General features: G+C 67.2%; 13 protein-coding genes. 6 read left to right on the top strand and 7 right to left on the bottom strand.

All coding sequences use genetic code 11. The features are described 5' to 3' along the window. Positions 1-129: 129 nt before the first annotated feature. From OJA40_RS14120 to recO, 3 genes are all read right to left on the bottom strand, one after another. Positions 130-756: a class I SAM-dependent methyltransferase gene (locus OJA40_RS14120; protein ID WP_208427549.1), complete on the bottom strand. Its 627-nt coding sequence runs from the start codon at positions 754-756 to the stop codon at positions 130-132. Positions 757-813: 57 nt separating this feature from the next. Continuing rightward, complete coding sequence (gene lexA / locus OJA40_RS14115) at positions 814-1,464, bottom strand: transcriptional repressor LexA (RefSeq protein WP_263810929.1); 651 nt, start codon at positions 1,462-1,464, stop codon at positions 814-816. Positions 1,465-1,573: 109 nt separating this feature from the next. After that, positions 1,574-2,356 (bottom strand): DNA repair protein RecO, encoded by a 783-nt coding sequence (recO, locus tag OJA40_RS14110; RefSeq protein WP_208427551.1) that lies wholly within the window; start codon positions 2,354-2,356, stop codon positions 1,574-1,576. 185 nt (positions 2,357-2,541) lie between these two features. Between recO and OJA40_RS14105 the strand changes: the two genes are divergently transcribed. Beyond that, positions 2,542-2,979: a ComEA family DNA-binding protein gene (locus tag OJA40_RS14105; RefSeq protein WP_263810928.1), complete on the top strand. Its 438-nt coding sequence runs from the start codon at positions 2,542-2,544 to the stop codon at positions 2,977-2,979. A 26-nt stretch (positions 2,980-3,005) separates the two neighbouring features. On the opposite strand, the gene OJA40_RS14100 is transcribed toward OJA40_RS14105, so the two are convergent. Continuing rightward, the gene (locus tag OJA40_RS14100; protein ID WP_263809114.1) at positions 3,006-3,272 is read right to left on the bottom strand and encodes a hypothetical protein; all 267 of its coding nucleotides are present in this window, start codon (positions 3,270-3,272) and stop codon (positions 3,006-3,008) included. 178 nt (positions 3,273-3,450) lie between these two features. Between OJA40_RS14100 and OJA40_RS14095 the strand changes: the two genes are divergently transcribed. From OJA40_RS14095 to OJA40_RS14085, 3 genes are all read left to right on the top strand, one after another. Beyond that, positions 3,451-4,212, top strand: a complete 762-nt coding sequence (locus OJA40_RS14095; RefSeq protein ID WP_263810927.1) for a response regulator transcription factor — start codon at positions 3,451-3,453, stop codon at positions 4,210-4,212. A gap of 290 nt (positions 4,213-4,502) precedes the next feature. Further along, complete coding sequence (locus tag OJA40_RS14090; protein WP_208427554.1) at positions 4,503-5,522, top strand: NAD-dependent epimerase/dehydratase family protein; 1,020 nt, start codon at positions 4,503-4,505, stop codon at positions 5,520-5,522. A 127-nt stretch (positions 5,523-5,649) separates the two neighbouring features. After that, a complete protein-coding gene (locus tag OJA40_RS14085) occupies positions 5,650-9,381 on the top strand; it encodes a multifunctional oxoglutarate decarboxylase/oxoglutarate dehydrogenase thiamine pyrophosphate-binding subunit/dihydrolipoyllysine-residue succinyltransferase subunit (RefSeq protein ID WP_208427400.1) in 3,732 nt (1,243 codons plus the stop codon). Between the two features lie 196 nt (positions 9,382-9,577). On the opposite strand, the gene rpsU is transcribed toward OJA40_RS14085, so the two are convergent. Then, positions 9,578-9,790 carry a 30S ribosomal protein S21 gene (gene rpsU, locus OJA40_RS14080; protein ID WP_013061703.1) on the bottom strand — a complete coding sequence of 71 codons (213 nt, stop codon included), beginning with the start codon at positions 9,788-9,790 and terminating at the stop codon, positions 9,578-9,580. 134 nt (positions 9,791-9,924) lie between these two features. Between rpsU and rdgB the strand changes: the two genes are divergently transcribed. Together rdgB and dtd are read left to right on the top strand one after the other, a co-directional pair. Continuing rightward, positions 9,925-10,536, top strand: coding sequence for an RdgB/HAM1 family non-canonical purine NTP pyrophosphatase (gene rdgB / locus OJA40_RS14075; protein ID WP_208427399.1), 612 nt, complete (start codon positions 9,925-9,927; stop codon positions 10,534-10,536). Between the two features lie 45 nt (positions 10,537-10,581). Continuing rightward, positions 10,582-11,034 (top strand): D-aminoacyl-tRNA deacylase, encoded by a 453-nt coding sequence (dtd, locus tag OJA40_RS14070; protein WP_208427398.1) that lies wholly within the window; start codon positions 10,582-10,584, stop codon positions 11,032-11,034. A gap of 45 nt (positions 11,035-11,079) precedes the next feature. On the opposite strand, the gene OJA40_RS14065 is transcribed toward dtd, so the two are convergent. Next, a complete protein-coding gene (locus tag OJA40_RS14065) occupies positions 11,080-12,558 on the bottom strand; it encodes a glutamate synthase subunit beta (protein ID WP_263810926.1) in 1,479 nt (492 codons plus the stop codon). A 176-nt stretch (positions 12,559-12,734) separates the two neighbouring features. Then, a complete protein-coding gene (gene gltB / locus OJA40_RS14060) occupies positions 12,735-17,309 on the bottom strand; it encodes a glutamate synthase large subunit (RefSeq protein WP_263811025.1) in 4,575 nt (1,524 codons plus the stop codon). Positions 17,310-17,438 lie beyond the last annotated feature (129 nt).

The raw sequence follows: 17,438 nt of genomic DNA, 5'->3' as shown, positions 1-17,438 counted from the left end.
GTCCCTCGCTGCATCCCCCCCTTCGCACGGCAGCCTCCGAACGGAGGCAGCCCCCCCGAGCCCGGCGAGCCCCGCGAACGGCGACCTGCAGGAAACACCTGCGCCGCCCACCGTGGCCTGCTCACCGACTCAGGGGCTCTTTCGGCCGCCCGCTACGAAGAAGTCGTCCTGGCGCCACGCACAATCGACCTCCGTAAAGCCGGCGCGCTCCATGGCCTTGAGCTGCGGATAGAGCGGCAGGGTACCCACGTGGTCGCCGATGAGGCAGTGCCCGCCGGGGCGTAGGGGCTCAAGGACGCTGCGGAAGAGCAGCTCGTAGCGCGACTCCGCCTCTGCCGGGTCCACCTCGTGCCCCACGATGGCGTGAAGGGCCAGCGAGGCCACGACGAGGTCGTAGGGCCCACCGGGGAGCGGCGCCCCGTCGGAGGGCACGGCCACCTGCAGCGGCTCGGCGTTGCGCGTGAGTTGCCCCACCTTCTCGTGGGCGATGGAGAGCAGGTCCGGGTCTTCGTCCAGCAGCACGAGCTCCACCTGCGGATACGCATCGAGCACAGTCGCGGCCGCATTGCCGGTGCCGCACGCAAGGTCGCAGACGGTGGCGCCGGGCGGCAGGGGCGGAAGGGCCATGGCCAACTCTTCGAGCATCGGGACGGCCTGCGGAAGCCGCCGCTCAAGATGGATGTCGTACCAGCGGCCGTCGTTCCAGTGCCCCCCCTCACGGCGCAGATTGTCTCTCCAATTCGGCAGGTCACTCATAAGCGCAAAGGGGTGAGATCGAAGCAATCGGAGGCGTGCACGGGCACTCGCGGGGCGCTAGCGGACTGCCGGAGCCCCTTGGCCGCTCTTTTTATGAATGCCCTCGTCGTTGATGTGGCCCACGTAGCGCCCGAGGATGGTCACTTCTTCGAACACGTCGGGCTGGATGTGGATGTCGTCGTACTCCGGATTACAGGGCTCCAGGCGGAGGCCTTCGTCGTCGTGGTGCACGCGTTTTAGGGAGGTCTCTCCGTCGTACAGCACCGCACCGATCCCCCCCTCCGGAATGTCCTCGTCAATGAGCAGCACGTAGTCGCCATCACGGATGTTCGCCCCCCGCATGGACTGCCCCGACACTCGAATCGCGAAGATCTGGTCCAGGTTCGGGAAGAGCATGTCGAGCGTGATGGTTCCCAGATCCGCCTCCACGGCTTCCTGGAGCGTACCGGCCGAGATGATGCCCTTGACCGGGATGCCCGGTTCCTCCTGCTCCTGGTAGCGCGTGGCGAGGTGGTAGCCCTGATCGTCCCGTGTGAGGTGCCCCTTGCGGTGAAGCGCCTTCAGGTTCTGGGTGACGCTGTTGGGGGAGCTGTAACCGAAGTGATCGATGATCTCCCGGTAGGTCGGCCACACCCCCGTCTTCCGGGTGTGATCGATCAGGAATTGCAGAAATTCGTGTTGCTTGGCAGTGAGCTTCTTCCGACCCATGGCGGAGAGGCGGTGGCACTCAGCTGATGAATGGCGTGCCGGTGTACTCTACGGAAGCAGAGACGGCCACATATTCCACACAGTAGGGTATCCAGAACGCCGGAAAAGGTCAAGTGGCCCGGTCGGTCGGCTTCGCCCCCTCAATCTGCGCAATGACCGAGCGGCTCCGATCCGGGTAGGCGTCGTCGAACTGGTACCGCAGAAAGTCACGCACGAGGGCCTCCACCTCGCGCCGAACGGCGGGGGACATGGTTAGGCGCATCACGGTGTCGAGGTCGGCACGGGCGCAGACGGCGTAGGCCCGGAGGGCAGCCCGGGAGGCTCGCTTCGGCTGTTCCGGCGTCCCGTCCGCCGGGTACACCCCTCCGTCCGCGAGGGAGAGGAGCCCCTCGTCCCCGGTCACGGCCTCCACCCGTGTCCGGTCGACGGCCGGTGCCACCCCCAAGATCTGAGCCAGTTGGAGCTGCACATACGGCCAGAGGTTGCTCACCCGGGCCTCCGCAGTATTGAGTCGATGAAGGGACCGGACGACCAGCGCAAACGCGGCGGGCTGCGGGTCCTCCTCCTCCATCAGGGCGTCGACCAGCTCGACGATGCGCAGCCCCACCGTGATGGTCGGCAGGGTCTCGCGAAGGCGGTGGAACGACTGCACGTGACTGCTCTCGCTGAGGGTCTGTAGCGTGCGGGAGGGCTTGTGGTAGAACACCACCTGCGTGTAGGCCATCGGCTGCAGGGTCGCCCCGAACGAACTTTTGGGGCGCCGGGCCCCCTTCGCCATCACGCCGAGCTTGCCCTTCGCCTGCGTGAAGAGGGTCACAATCTGGCTCGTCTCGCCGTAGTCGATGCTCCGGAGGACGACGGCCTTCGTCCGGACGATTGAACGCTGTGCCATGGTCGTGAGATGCTGACAGGTTCGGGGGCACGATCCCTGTTCGGGGAACGACCGCGCGTCGGCGGCAGAATCCGGGCTGACGCCCCGCCCCTCCCGAGCCACACACGTTACGTTCCGCCTCCGCATGTGTCTTCCTCCCCGAACGGGCACGGCGTGGTGCATGTCCCCACAGGTTCGTCGCCGCCATGGTTTGGCTCTACCGACTGCAACAGCGGCTCTCCATTACCCGTCAGGAGGGGCTTGCCATTCTCACCCTGGCGGTGCTGTTTCTGCTCGGCCTCGCGGTGCGCCACCTGCAGCAGCAACAGGTTCCCCCCGTGGCCGCCGACTCGCTCGTCGCCCCGTCCCCAACAGACTCGATTCCCCCGTCGTTGGCGTCTCCGGGGCCACGGTCCCCCTCCGCGGAGCAGCCCCTCAATGTGAATACGGCACCGCCGAAGGCCTTGGACGCCCTTCCGGGAATTGGACCGGCCCTGTCAGAGCGGATCGTGACGTATCGGTCGACCCAGCGCCCGTTCCAACGCGTCGACGAGCTGGAGCGCGTCAGTGGCATTGGCCCGGAGACCCTTTCGACCCTCCGCCCAATGGTCCGCGTCACCGCCCCCGACAGCGCCTCCAAATAGCGACCCGGGCGCGCCCTCCTGTACGCTTACGCCCCGGGGGGGCGCGGGGCCGCTTCGCCCCGCTCGGGGGACGGATCGGTCTCCTCCGCGCTCTCTGGTGCGCTTGTCGAGGCTTCGTGCTCACGCATCCGTTCCGCAACGGCCTCCGGGGTCCATTCCTCCGCCACTTCCTCCTCCCGGTCGAGAAACCGCCAAATCGGCACGAGGAGCAGGGCGGCTAGCAACGCGAACCCGATGAGCGTTCCGGCGATGATAGGAAGGTATTCGGGATCGAAGAGCGGCGATGCGTCCATGCGTGAAGGCACGTACCAAGGAAATTCTATGTGCTTCCGTGTACGTGCAATCTGCTTGGCCGTTCTGCATCCCCGCCTTCCGGTGTGCCCTCGCGCATCTTGCACTTTGAACACCGGAAGGGTAATTTTTTGGAGTGCCTCACTCCACTTGCAATTCTCGTAAGCCACAGGCACCGTCATGCCTTGCTCCAGTAACATAACAGGGGCCTCTGGGGCTCGGCTCCTCATTGCGGAGGACGATCCGGACCTGGGAAGCAGCCTGGCGTCGTTTTTTGCCCGGCACGGCTACGAGGTGCATCACACCGTGGAGGGCGAGGATGCCCTCCAAGAGATGACGACCCTCCCCCCCTACGATCTCGTGCTCCTCGACGTGCGACTGCCGCAGAAGGACGGGTTTGAAGTGTTGCGGGAGGCGCGGCAGTCCGGGGTGGACTCCCCTGTGATTGTGCTCACAGTCAAGGACGAACACGAGCACAAACTGCGGGCCTTCGACCTCGGGGCGGACGACTACGTCACCAAGCCCTTCGATGCGAAGGAGCTCGCGGCCCGCGTCGAGGCGGTCTTGTCCCGGAGCCAATCGACCCTCCCCGATACCGGAGACGTATTTGCGTTTGGAAAGGTGAGCGTCCACTTTCCGGACGAAACCGTCACGAGGGACAGTAAACGGATCGGTCTGACCGACCTGGAGTTCGACATCCTAACCTACTTCATCGAGCACCGGGGCCGCACGGTGAGCCGCGAGCAGCTGCTCCGGGACGTGTGGGGCATCAGTGGCGACATTACCACCCGCACCATCGACCGCCACGTGGCGTCGCTGCGCAAGAAAATTGAGCCCACGCCGGACGAGCCCGCCTACCTGCAGACGGTCTACGGCATCGGGTACAAGTTCGTCACGGACGATGCCCCCGGCCCCTCCCCGTCCGCCTCGCAGACGGACTAATACCTATCCCCCCCAGAGAACCTACGACGCCACCGGTCGGCCCTTCCCGAAGAGAAAAGGCGCCCTGGAGTTGGCGGGGGACGCCGTGGCTGCCACACGCAGCCCCCCGATAGCGACGCCCGTGTGGCCCGTGTGGACAGTCCCGTCGGCATCCAGGCATGCCCCCAGCGCGCCTGTCGAGACGGGCGGACATGCGGACGATTTCGTCGCAGATTCGCCCTTCCCAGAAGGGGGCCGCACCCATTCTCCCCCTCGTTTTTCGTTCCCATTGCCCTCTCCGTTTGTAACTGATGGCCTCGTACGCAGAACGAACAGCGTTTGTCACCGGCGGCACCGGCTTCGTTGGGAGTCACCTCGTGGAGGAACTCCTGCACCGTGGCATGGACGAGGTGCGATGCCTGGTCCGCACCGACCCGAAGTGGCTCTCGGACCTGAACGTGACGCCCGTCCGCGGGGACCTCTCGGACGTGGAGGTGCTCTGGGAGGCGCTCGATGGCGTGGACGAGGTGTACCACGTGGCGGGCCGGACCCGCGCCCCGACCGAGGACGCGTTTTACGAGGCCAACGTGCAGGCCACCCTCAACCTCCTGGGCGCCGTCCAGCACGCCGCGCCGGATCTCGACCGCGTGCTGGTGACGAGCAGCCTGGCCGCCGTGGGGCGGTGCCACGACGACGTGGCGACGGAGGAGGTGCCGCTCCGGCCCGTCAGCCTGTACGGGCGGAGCAAGGCGCAGATGGAACAGGCGCTCCGTGAACGGCCCGAGACGACCCCGGAATCGTACGCGGAGACCCTTCCCCTCACCGTCGTGCGCCCCCCCGCCGTCTACGGGCCCCGCGACCGCGACATCCTCGACTTCTTCCGGGCCGTCAAGCGGCACGTGTGCCCCATCGTGGGCGGGGGCTCCGCTCGCACCCTGAGCCTCGTTCACGTGCGGGACCTCGCCACCGGCATGGTCGACGCCGCCCGCCATCCCGGCGCGCGCGGGAAGACCTACTTCCTCGGCAGCACGCGGCCCCACGCCTGGAACGAGGTGAAGCGGGCCGCGACCGCGGCCCTCGACACCTGGGCGGTCCCCCTCCCAGTGCCGGGGCCCCTACTCGGCGCCGTGGGGACGATGGCCGAGGCCTGGGGCTGGGCCACCGGCACCCACCCGCCCCTCAACCGCGATAAGACCCGCGAAATTCGGCACGCCTGTACGGCCTGCTCCAGCGAGAAGGCCGCGCACGACTTCGACTACGACCCGTCGATCCCCCTCGACGATGGGGTGGCCCGCACCCTTCGCTGGTACGAGGAGCACGGGTGGCTGTAGCACGGGCCCCCCGCCCCAGTCCCCGCCCCAGCCCCCCGCGAATCCTCGTCGCGAATGCGTCGTACATGGTAGTCGCTCCAGGCGGGGAGCCCACGTCTCTTTTACGACCAAATGCACTCGTTCCACCGTGAGCAGCCTCGGATTCAACACGGGCTATATCGAAGAGCTCTACAAGCAGTATCAGGACAATCCCGACAGCGTAAGCGAAAGCTGGCGCGAGTTCTTTGCCGATTACGACCCGGACGCCTCCTTCATCCCGGTCGACCGGACCACCGCGGGCGACGGGGAGGCCACCACCCCCCCCGAAGAACCCACGGAACCGGAGCCGACAGATCGCGACTCCTCGCCCGACGCGTCCCCGGCCCCGCCGGCGGAGGCCGACGACGGCGTCGTGGAGCCCCTGCGCCCCGCCTCGGCCCCGGCGGTCGACGAGGACCAGGCCGACGTGACGGCCATGACCGGCCCGTCGGCCAAGGTCGTCGAGAACATGGAAGACAGCCTCGGCATCCCGACGGCCACCTCCGCCCGTACGATTCCGGTCAAGCTGCTCGACGAGAATCGCAATCTCCTGAACGACTATCAGAAGCAGGTCGGTGGCGAGAAGGTGTCGTACACCCACATCATCGCCTACGCGATGGTCCAGGCGATGCAGAAGCACCCCGACATGAACACCACGTTTCGGCGAAATGAGGACGGCACGCCGGAGCACGTCAAGCCCGACCAGATCAACCTGGGACTCGCCATTGACGTGGAGCGGCGGGGCGAGCGCACGCTCCTGGTTCCCAACCTCAAGGACGCGGGCAGCCTCAACTTCGCCGAGTTCCTCGGGACCTACAACAACATCGTTGGCCGCGCGCTGGAGGGCGACCTCGACCTGTCCGACTTTCAGGGCACCACGGCCACCCTCACCAACCCGGGCATGATCGGCACGTCGATGAGCGTGGCGCGCCTGATGCCCGGACAGGGCGTCATCATGGGGGCCGGGGCCATCGACTTCCCGCCCGAGTACCGCGGGTACGACTCGGAAGTGGCGAGCAAGGCTGGGGTCTCCCCGGTCATGACGTTGACCTCCACCTACGACCACCGCGTCATTCAGGGCGCCACCAGCGGGGCCTTCCTCAACCACATTGAGGAGCTCCTGATGGGCACCCACGACTTTTACCAGCGGATCTTCTCCGACCTGGGCGTGCCCTATCAGCCGTTCCGGATGGCCACCGACTCCACCCCGCAGCTCGGGCGGTCGCGGCCCCAGGACGAGCTCGACATGACCGAGAAGCAGGCGGCCGTCCTTCAGCTGATTCGGGCCTACCGGGTGCGCGGCCACCTGCAGGCGGACATCAACCCGCTCGGCTACGAGTGGCAGTACCACGAGGAGCTCGACCCCGCCACCTACGGCCTTACGGTTTGGGACCTGGACCGGGAATTCATCACCGGCGGCCTCGGGGGCGAGGACAAGCTGCCCCTGCGCGAGATTCTCTCCATCCTGCGGAAGTCCTACACCAGCAAGGTGGGGACGGCCTTCATGCACATCTCCGACCCCGAAGAGAAGACGTGGATCCAGAACCGGATCGAGCCGATGCGGAACGCCGGGTCGCCGTCGGAGGAGGAGCGCCACCGGATTGTCCAGAAGCTCAACGCGGCCGAGGCGTTCGAGCGCTTCCTGCACACCAAGTACATCGGCCACAAGCGCTTTTCCTTGGAGGGGTCGGAGACCATGATCCCCCTCATCGATACCCTCCTCTCCGACGCCGCCGACGAGGGCGTGGAGGAGGTGGTGATGGGCATGGCCCACCGCGGTCGCCTCAACGTGTTGGCCAACATCATCGGCAAGCCCTATGAGGAGATCTTCTCCAAATTCGAGGGCAACATCGACCCCAACACGACCCAGGGCTCGGGCGACGTGAAGTACCACCTGGGGGCCGAAGGGGACGTGACCTCGCCCGACGGCAACGAGATTTCCGTGACGCTCGCCTCGAACCCCAGTCACCTGGAGGCCGTCAACCCGGTCGTGGAGGGCATGTCCCGCGCCAAGCAGAATCTGCTGCGCGACGAACACCCCGAGGCGGCGGAGGACGACTACCACGACGCCGTGATGCCGCTCCTGATCCACGGCGACGCCGGCTTCGCCGGACAGGGCGTGGTGGCGGAGACCCTCAACCTCAGCAAGCTGCGCGGCTACACGACCGGCGGCACCGTCCACCTGGTCATCAACAACCAGATCGGCTTTACCACGCCGCCCGGCGACGCCCGCAGCTCGACCTACGCCACCGACCTCGCCCGCGCCATCGAGGCGCCGATCTTCCACGTCAACGGCGACGACCCCGAGACCTGCGTCCGCATCGCGCGGCTGGCGTTCGAGTACCGCCAGCGCTTCAACAAGGACGTGGTGATCGACATGATGTGCTACCGCGTTCACGGGCACAACGAGGGCGACGAGCCGACCTTCACGCAGCCGCTCCTCTACGAGAAAATTGAAGAGAAGCGCTCGCCGCGCAAGCTCTACACCGAGATGCTGCTCCGGCGCGGCGAGATTGAGCCGGACGAGGCCGAGCAGATGCTCGACGACTACCGGGGCCGGCTGCAGGAAGCCTTCGAGCGCACCAAGGACCTGGAAGAAAAGGACGCCGACGAGGCGCTGGAGGAGCGGGTCCAGCGCACGGCCGACGATCGCCTGCCCACGGTCGACACCACGGCCCAGCGCGAGCACCTGGAACGGGTCGTGGCGGTCCTCACCGACTTTCCGGACGATTTCAACGTCCACCGGAAGCTCGAGCGGCTGTTCGGCAAGCGCGACGACCTCTTCTACGACGAGAAGCGCATCGACTGGGCCTTCTCCGAAACCCTGGCGTTCGGCTCGCTGCTGCAGGAGGGCACGCGCGTCCGGCTGAGCGGCCAGGACTCGCGCCGCGCCACCTTTAGCCAGCGGCACGCCGTCCTCATCGACCAGGAGACCGGCGAGGAGTACACGCCCCTCAACAACCTGAGCGACGACCAGGAGCGGCTCCTCATCTACGACAGCCTCCTTTCGGAGTACGCCGTGGCCGGGTTCGAGTACGGCTACTCGGTGGTGGACAAAAACGCCCTCACCTGTTGGGAGGCCCAGTTTGGGGACTTCGCGAACGGAGCGGAGATCGTGTGGGACCAGTTCGTAAGCGCCGCCGAGGAGAAGTGGGGCCAGACCTCCGGCCTCGTGGCCCTGCTGCCCCACGCCTACGAAGGACAGGGCCCGGAGCACTCCTCGGCCCGCCTGGAGCGCTTTCTGCAGCTCTGTGCGGAGCAGAACATGATCGTCGCCAACTTCTCCACGCCGGCCAACTACTTTCACGCCCTGCGCCGGCAGGTGAAGCGCGACGTGAAGAAGCCGCTCATCATCATGACGCCCAAGAGCCTGCTGCGCCACCCGAAGTGCGTCTCGACGCCCGAGGACCTCATGGCGGGCGGTGTGCAGGAGATCATTCCGGCCGAGGCGGACCCTGCAGGCACCACGCGGCACATTCTCTGCAGTGGCAAGGTGTACTACGACCTCGTGACGGCGTTGGAGGACTCCGATCGGCGCGACGCGATCGCCATCACGCGCCTGGAGCAGTTCTATCCCTTCCCCGCATCGGACCTGCAGGAGGAGCTGGAACGCTACTCTGAGGCGGACGAGACGGTGTGGGTGCAGGAGGAGCCTCAGAACATGGGCGCCTGGTCGTTCGTGTCTCCCCGCTTCGAGACGCTCCTGGACGAGATTCACGGCCCCTGCGAGCAGCGCATCCAGTACGTGGGGCGGCCCGCCAGTGCCAGTCCCGCCACCGGATCGGCCAAGGTGCACGACCGGGAACAGGAGCAACTGGTTGGGGATGCCCTTGGCCTCTAACACCCCCCTCTTGTCACTCTCTTGTCAACAGCGAAAGCCCCACCCCGTGCGGTGGGGCTTTTGTGTTGACGGGGCCCTTTGGCTTGAGGGGCCCGAAGAAGTCCCAAAAGAAAAAGGGACGGACCCGCTCGGGCCCGTCCCCAACAACGGTGCCGGACGCCGATTCACCGACGCCGGCGGCCAAATGGGCGGCGCTCTACTTGCGCTTCCGGTTGTCGCCCCGCTTCCGTTGGCGGTGGCGCCGCCGGCGGGACCGCTTCTCTTCGAGCCGCTTCTCCTCCGAGGGCTTCATGTAGGTCATGTTCTGCCGATACTCCTGCAGCACACGACTCCGGTTCACCTGACGCCGGAAGCGCTTGAGCGCACGATCAATGTCTTCGTTGTTTCGGACTTTTACACCAACAGCCAAGGTAGATCCCTCCGTAGGGAGTTTGGTTTTGAAATAGAGTGGATGTTAATCAAACTGCGAAGTGGAAACGCGAATGTGAGAGGCATGTTTCTTTTCCGTGTTCCGGTGTCACTTCCCCCCAATCCCTTTTCCGCATGACGACCCGCTCTCCCCTGGTGCTGGCAACCGGCAACGCCGGAAAGGTCGAGGAGCTCCGCGCCCTGCTGGCCGACCTCGACCTGACGCTCCTCCCCGCCAGCGACCTCGACGACTCCTTCACCGTGGTGGAGGACGCCGACACCCTCGCCGGCAACGCCCAGAAGAAAGCCCGGGCGTACCACGAACACACCGGCCATGCCGCCCTCGCCGACGATACGGGCCTGGAGGTGGCGGCACTCAACGGCGGGCCGGGCGTCCATACGGCCCGATTCGCCGGTGCCGACGCCACCCCGGAAGACAACAAGCAGAAGCTATTGAGAGTCCTGGAGGAGGTGGACGACCGACGGGCGCGCTTTCGCACCGTGGTGGCCCTCATCGACGCGGACGGAACCGCACACACCTTCGAGGGCCGCTGTGCAGGCGCCATCACGACTGCGTCCCACGGCGACGGGGGCTTTGGGTACGACCCCCTCTTCCGCCCGGACGGCTCCGACCAGACGTTCGCCGAGATGCCGGCGGAAGAGAAGAACGAGATTAGCCACCGCCGAAAGGCCCTCGACGCCCTTCGGACCTTCCTTTCGGGCCTGAAATCCGACCGGGGCCACTGACCCCCGCCGTTCGTCTCTGTCTGTCACGCTTACACGTCATTCCGTATGGTTGCCCTCGTCCAGCGCGTCTCCGAGGCCGCCGTCGAGATCGACGGCACCCCGGTTGGGGCCATCGAACACGGCCTGCTGATCCTGCTCGGTGTGCACGAGGACGACACCCGCACCGAAAGCGCCTGGTGCGCCGAGAAGTGCGCACGCCTCCGCGTCTTTCCCGACGCCGACGGCAAGATGGACGAGTCGCTCCTCGACACCGGAGGCGACGCCCTGGTGGTGCCCCAGTTCACGCTCTACGGCGACACGAGTGCGGGGAACCGGCCCTCCTTTACGGAGGCCGCGCCGCCCGACCGGGCCGACCGGCTCTACGAGCACTTCGTTCGCGAGCTCGAAGGGCACCTCGGTCAAGACGTCCCCACCGGCAAGTTTGGCGCGATGATGGACGTCCGCCTCACAAACGACGGCCCGGTGACGCTCTGGGTGGAGCGCCGGGCGGACGAGTAGCTGGGCAGATCGTTGACAAGCGGCGATCGGTCGTGTCGGTCCGTCCTACCGCCCGAGCGGCGGGTTGGCGGTCTGGAGGCTCGCCGGAAGCGCTGTATCGCCGGTAAGGTACCGGTCGACCTGGCGGGCCGCATCGCGCCCCTCCCCAATGGCCCACACGACGAGCGAGGCCCCCATCCGGGCGTCCCCCGCGGCGAAGACGCCCTCGACATCGGTCATGAGGCGGTCGTCGGTCGCGACCGTGCCGTCGTCGGCCTGCCGGACGCCGAGGTCTACAAACGGATTGCGCTCCGGCCCCACGAACCCGATGACCACGAGGACGAGGTCGGCCGGCACCCGAACGTCGGGGTCCACGACCGTCTTGTCGGCGCGGGCGCCATTTTCGTAGGTCCAGTCCACGCGCTCGGCCCGCAGCTCGTCGACGCGGCCGTCGCCGTCGAGGTCGACCAGCGCCTGGGTATTGACCGCAAACTCCTGCGCCCCGCCCTCCTCCTGCGCGTAGGTCTTGGTGTACACCTGCGCGGCCTCCGGCCAGGGGTTGTCCGCCGTCCGCTCAGTCGGGCCGCGCTCGTTGATGCCGATCTGGACGACCTGCTTCGCGCCCTGCCGGTGGGCCGTGGCGACGCAGTCGGCCCCGGTGCTCCCACCCCCTAACACGACGACGTTCTTATGGGCGGCCGTGCCCCCGCCGGGGGCGGCCTGGCCTTGCTGGCGACGGTTTTCCTGCGGGAGGAACTCCATGGCCGGCCGTACGCCGTCCAGGTCGGTGCCCGGCACCGGAAGCTCGCGGTGCTTCTGGGCACCGAGGGCGAGGCAGGTGGCGTCGTACGCGTCGTGGAGCCGATCCGCCGCGAGGTCGGTCCCGACCTCCGTGCTCATCTCGAACGTGATGCCCTCCTGCCGGAGCTGATCGATCCGCTGGTCGACCCGCCGCTTCGCGAATTTGAAGTCCGGAATGCCGTACGTCATGAGGCCGCCGAGGGCGTCGTCCCGCTCGTAGACCGTCACGCGGTGGCCGGCCCGATTGAGCTGTTGCGCGGCGGCAAGGCCGGCCGGCCCGCTCCCCACCACGGCCACCCGAAAGCCCGTCCGCTCGGCCGGCGGCTCCGGCTGAATCCAGCCCTCCTCCCACCCCTTGTCCACGATGGCCCGCTCGATGCTCTTGATGGCCACGGCATCGTCGTTGACGGCCAGGACACAGGCGTCCTCGCACGGGGCCGGGCACGTGTAGCCCGTAAACTCCGGAAAGTTGTTTGTGGCGTGGAGCTGCCGCAGGGCCTCCTTCCAGTCCGCCTTGTGGACGAGGTCGTTCCATTCCGGGATGCGGTTGCCGATGGGGCAGCCGCTCATGCAGGTAGGCACGCCGCAGTCGACACAGCGCTCGCCCTGATCCTGCAGGGCCTCGGGGCTCCACTCCGGCGCCCAAATTTCGCGAAAGTCGGCCGTGCGCTCGGGGGCCGGCCGCTTGCCGATGGGACGGCGCGGGTGCTTCCGGTATCCGTCGGGGTGATGTTCGCGGGGCATAGGGCAGATGGGGTCGGTGAGGAGAGGTTCGCTGGTGGGCTACGTGCAGGGAGCGCCACGCCGGACTCGGGGGATTGCGTATTTCGTGTTGCGTATCGTCACACGAGGTCGATGACGAACCTACGCGATACGCACTACGCAATGCGCTTCACGGGGGAACGGCTCAACCAAGGGAGCTAGGCCAAAACAGTGGAGGAGGCCCCCGGTGCGGGCGGCACGGAGGGCCGGATGTCCTCCCCGTTCTCCAAATGGGCCTCCACCTGTCGGGCAAAGGCGTCGGGCATGGCCTTGCGAAACTGGTCGACGCGCGTGTCCCACGCGTCCAGCACGCGGGCCGCCTTGGCGCTGCCCGTGTGGTGCAGGTGGTGCTCCACGAGGCGGCGAACGAGGCGGCGGTCCCGCTCGTCGGACAGCGCCTCAACGTACACCATCCCGCGGTTGACCGTGTCCTCGAAGGTCCCGTCCTCGTCGAGCACGTACGCCTCCCCCCCACTCATGCCCGCCCCGAAGTTGCGGCCTGTGCCTCCAAGCACGACGACCACACCGCCGGTCATGTACTCGCACCCGTGGTCGCCCACGCCCTCCACGACCGCCTGTACGCCGGAGTTGCGGACCGCAAAGCGCTCACCGGCCTGGCCGTTGACGTACGCCTCCCCCCGGGTTGCGCCGTAGAGGGCCACGTTGCCCAGGATGATGTTCTCGTCCGCCTCGAAGCCCGCCGTCTCTGGGGTGCGCAGAATGATCCGGCCCCCGGACAGGCCTTTCCCGACGTAGTCGTTGGCCTCTCCCACGAGCCGCAGGGTCACCCCGGAGGCCAGGAAGGCCCCAAAGCTCTGCCCCGCCCCCCCCTCCAGATCGATCTCGATGGTGCCGTCGGGGAGCCCGTCCGGCCCGTAGCGACCGGTCACCTCGGCACTGATCATGGCCCCGACTGCCCGGTCCCAGTTGTGAACGTCGTGGGCAATCTGGACCGGGGTTTGCTGATCGAGGGCCGGGCGGGCCTCTTCGATGAGGGCGTGGTCCAACTTGTCGTCCAGCTTGTGGTCCTGTTCTGTCGTCTTCCGCGGATCGTCGTCGCTGGCCGGGCGGTGCAAAATCGATCCCAGGTCCAGCCGACGGGCCTTCGGGGGGTCAGTGTCTCGCTGCCGAAGCAAGTCGGTACGCCCCACCATCTCGTCAACGGTGCGCACCCCAAGATCCGCCATGATCTCGCGCAGCTCCTCCGCCACAAAGTGCATGTAGCGCATCACGTGCTCGGGCTCGCCCACGAACTGCTCGCGCAACTCCGGGTCCTGCGTGGCGATGCCCACCGAGCAGGTGTTGCAGTGACACTTCCGCAGCATAATGCACCCCAGACAGACGAGGGCCGCGGTGCCAAAGCCAAATTCTTCGCCTCCCAACAACGCCGCCACGGCCACGTCCCGCCCGGTTTTGAGGCCGCCGTCCACCCGGAGGCGGATGCGGGAGCGGAGGTTGTTTTCGAGAAGCACCTGCTGCGCCTCCGACACGCCCAGCTCCCACGGGAGGCCCGCCGACTTGATGGAGGTCTTCGGCGACGCGCCCGTCCCGCCGGACTGTCCGCTGATGAGGAGGGCATCGGCCTTCGCCTTGGACACGCCCGCGGCGATGACCCCAATGCCGGCCGCCGCCACGAGCTTCACGTGCATGTCCGCCGCCGAGTTGGCGCTCTTGAGGTCGTGGATGAGCTGCGCGAGGTCCTCAATCGAGTAAATGTCGTGGTGGGGCGGCGGCGAAATGAGCGACACCCCCGGGGTCGTGTAGCGCGTCTCGGCGATGAGGTCGTTGACCTTCTCCCCCGGCAGGTGGCCGCCCTCCCCCGGCTTCGAGCCCTGCGCCATCTTGATTTCGATGGCGTCGGCACTGTTGAGGTAGGTGCTCGTCACCCCGAAGCGCCCACTGGCCACCTGCTTGATCGCACATTCGCGCTCGGTGCCGAAGCGGTCGACCTGCTCGCCGCCCTCGCCGGTGCTGGCCCGCCCGCCAATCCGATTCATCGCGACGGCGAGCGTCTCGTGGGCCTCCGGACTGAGGGAGCCAAACGACATGGAGGCCGTGAAGAAGCGCTGGACGATGGACTCGGCGGGCTCCACCTCGGAGAGCGGAATGGCCCCGTCGGGGTCCGTGTCGAAGTCGAGCAGGCCCCGGAGCGTCTGATGGCGGTTCGCCTGCTCGTTCACGAGGGCCGCAAACTGGTCGTAGCTCGCGCGGTCGTTTTGCCGCACCGCATGTTGGAGCCTGCCGATCGTCTGCGGGTTCCACTGATGGTGCTCCCCATCCCGTCGCCAGTACAGCTCGCCCCCGCTCTCCAGGTCCGTCGCGCCCGGCAACGCGTTCCCAAACGCCTTCTCGTGACGATCGCGCAGGTCGGCCTCCAGCTCGTCGATGCCCGCCCCCTCAATTCGTGAGGGAGTGCCGCAGAAGTACGTTTCTACAAATTCCGAGTCGAGGCCAACCGCCTCGAAGACCTGCGCCCCCTTGTAGCTTTCGAGGGTGGAGATGCCCATTTTGGCCATCACTTTGAGCAGGCCCTGTTCGAGGGCCCCGACGTATCGCTCGATGGCCGTTTCGGCGTCGGGGACCGCGTCGCTGCGCCCCGCCCAGTCGCGCACAGTGGCGTAGGCCAGATAAGGATGTATGGCGTCGGCCCCGTAGCCCAGGAGCGTACAGACGTGATGCACCGCACAGGGCTGCCCGCTTTCGACCACGAGCGCCGCGTGCGTCCGGCGGCCCGCCCGAATCAGGTCGTGGTGCACGGCCCCCACGGCGAGCAAACTCGGGATTGGGAGGCGATCCGGCCCCGTGCCGCGGTCCGACAGGAGGAGAATTTCGTCGCCCGCCGCTACGGCCTCCCGCGCGTCCCGACACATCTGCTCGACGGCGGCCTCCAGGCCGGTCTCATCCCCGAACGTCGTGTCGATCGTTGTCGACCGGATGCCGTTCGTGTCGATGTCGTGAAGGGCATCCCGCTCCGCGTCGCTCAGGAGGGGCGAGTTGAGGTGCACCTGTCGGCAGTGCTCGGGGCCCTCCGTCAGCAGGTTGCCCTTGCGCCCGATGTGGCTTTCGAGCGAGGTGACCAGCTCCTCGCGGATGTAGTCGAGGGGCGGATTGGAGACCTGCGCAAACAGCTGCTTAAAGTAGGTAAAGAGCGTCTTGCTCTGGTCCGAGAGCACGGCGGGCGGGGTGTCGTTGCCCATCGCGCCCACCGGGTCCGTGCCGTCGTCTACCATCGGCTGCACGAGGCGCCGGACGTGCTCCCGCGTGTAGCCGAAGGCCCGCTGTCGCCGGGGCACGGCATCCGACTCTCCGTCCAGGGAGCCTGGCGCCCCTGACGCCATCGCACCGCCCGAGGACGGATCGGCGGACACCAGTGTGCGGAGCCGCACGCGCGCCTCGCCGAGCCACCGCCCGTACTTTTCGTCGGTCAGTCGCCCGAACACCTCGTCCTCCGGCACAATGCGCTCCGCCGCCGCGTCCGCGAGGAAAAGCTGGCCGGGCTGGAGGCGGTCCTTCCGGGCCACCCGGTCGGGCGGCAGGTCCACGACGCCCGCTTCGCTGGCCATCACGATCCGGTCGTCGTGGGTGACCCAGTAGCGGCACGGCCGCAGGCCGTTGCGGTCGAGCACTGCCCCCACGCTGTCCCCGTCGGTAAAGGCCACGAGGAGCGGCCCGTCCCAGGGCTCGATGAGGGTCGAATGGTACTCGTACCAGGCCCGCCGGGCCGCGCTCATGCGGGCGTCCTTGGTCCAGGCCTCCGGGATGAGCATCCGCAGGGCGTGGGGCAGGGAGCGGCCGCTCTCCACGAGCAGCTCCAGGACATTGTCGAGCACCGCCGTATCGCTCTGCGCCGCCGTGGTGATGGGCCGGATTCGCTCCAGGTCCTCCCCAAAGGCGTCGGTGTGCAGGTCTGCCGCCCGGGCCCGCATCCAGTTGAAGTTGCCACGGAGCGTATTGACCTCTCCATTGTGGACGACGGTGCGGTAGGGGTGGGCGAGCCGCCACGCGCCCAGCGTGTTCGTGGAGAAGCGCGAGTGGACGAGGGCCAGGGTCGATTGCACCCGATCGTCGGTCAGCTCCGGGTAGTAGCTGGCGACCTGCGCATTGGTCAGGAGTCCCTTGTAGACCACCCTGCGCCGATCCAACGAACAGACGTAGAACGTCTCATTGTCGTCGAAGCCGCTGTTCGCCACCGCCGATTCGAGGAGACGACGCAGGACGTACAGCCGGGCGTCCAGGGCCTCGGGCGAAAGCGACTCGGTGGGCCGGACGAAGAGCTGCCACACGTCGGGCTCCGTGGCGCGGGCCGTGGGGCCGAGGTCGGAGGCGTCGGTCGGCACAGAGCGCCACGCAATAGATTCAAAGCCTTCGGCCCGTACCTGCTGATCGACGAAGTCGCGGAGCGCCGATTGGACGTGCTTGTCGGTCGGGAGAAAAAACTGGCCGACCCCGTAGGAGTCCGCAGGACCCAGGCGCGGCACGACGTCTTGGTAGAACGCGTGGGGCTTCTGAATCAGGACACCCGCCCCGTCCCCCGTGTTTTCTTCGGCGCCGCGCGCCCCACGGTGGTCCAGCCGGCGAAGCAGGCCGAGCGCCTCGTCGACCATTGCGTGGCTCTTCGTGCCGTTGAGGTCCATAAGGACCCCGACGCCACAGTTGGATCGCTCTCGCCGGGGGCCTAGTGACGGACGGTCTGGGGATGGCACGAGGGATGGGGGTGGGAGGGAGGAGCCCATGGTCGTGTCGCGGGTCGCGCCGCAATGGGAGCTGCCCATGCGGACCGGGCAGCCGTCCGGAACGGCCTCTTTTTTTATATTCCGTGTAAAGGGAATCTTTATGTCAGTGAAAGAACTGTGAGTATCAAA

This window comes from Salinibacter pepae (genome assembly GCF_947077775.1).
Taxonomy (GTDB): Bacteria; Bacteroidota; Rhodothermia; order Rhodothermales; family Salinibacteraceae; genus Salinibacter; species Salinibacter pepae.
Note: the sequence above shows the minus strand (reverse complement) of the source record. Positions and strands in the feature narration are given on the sequence as shown.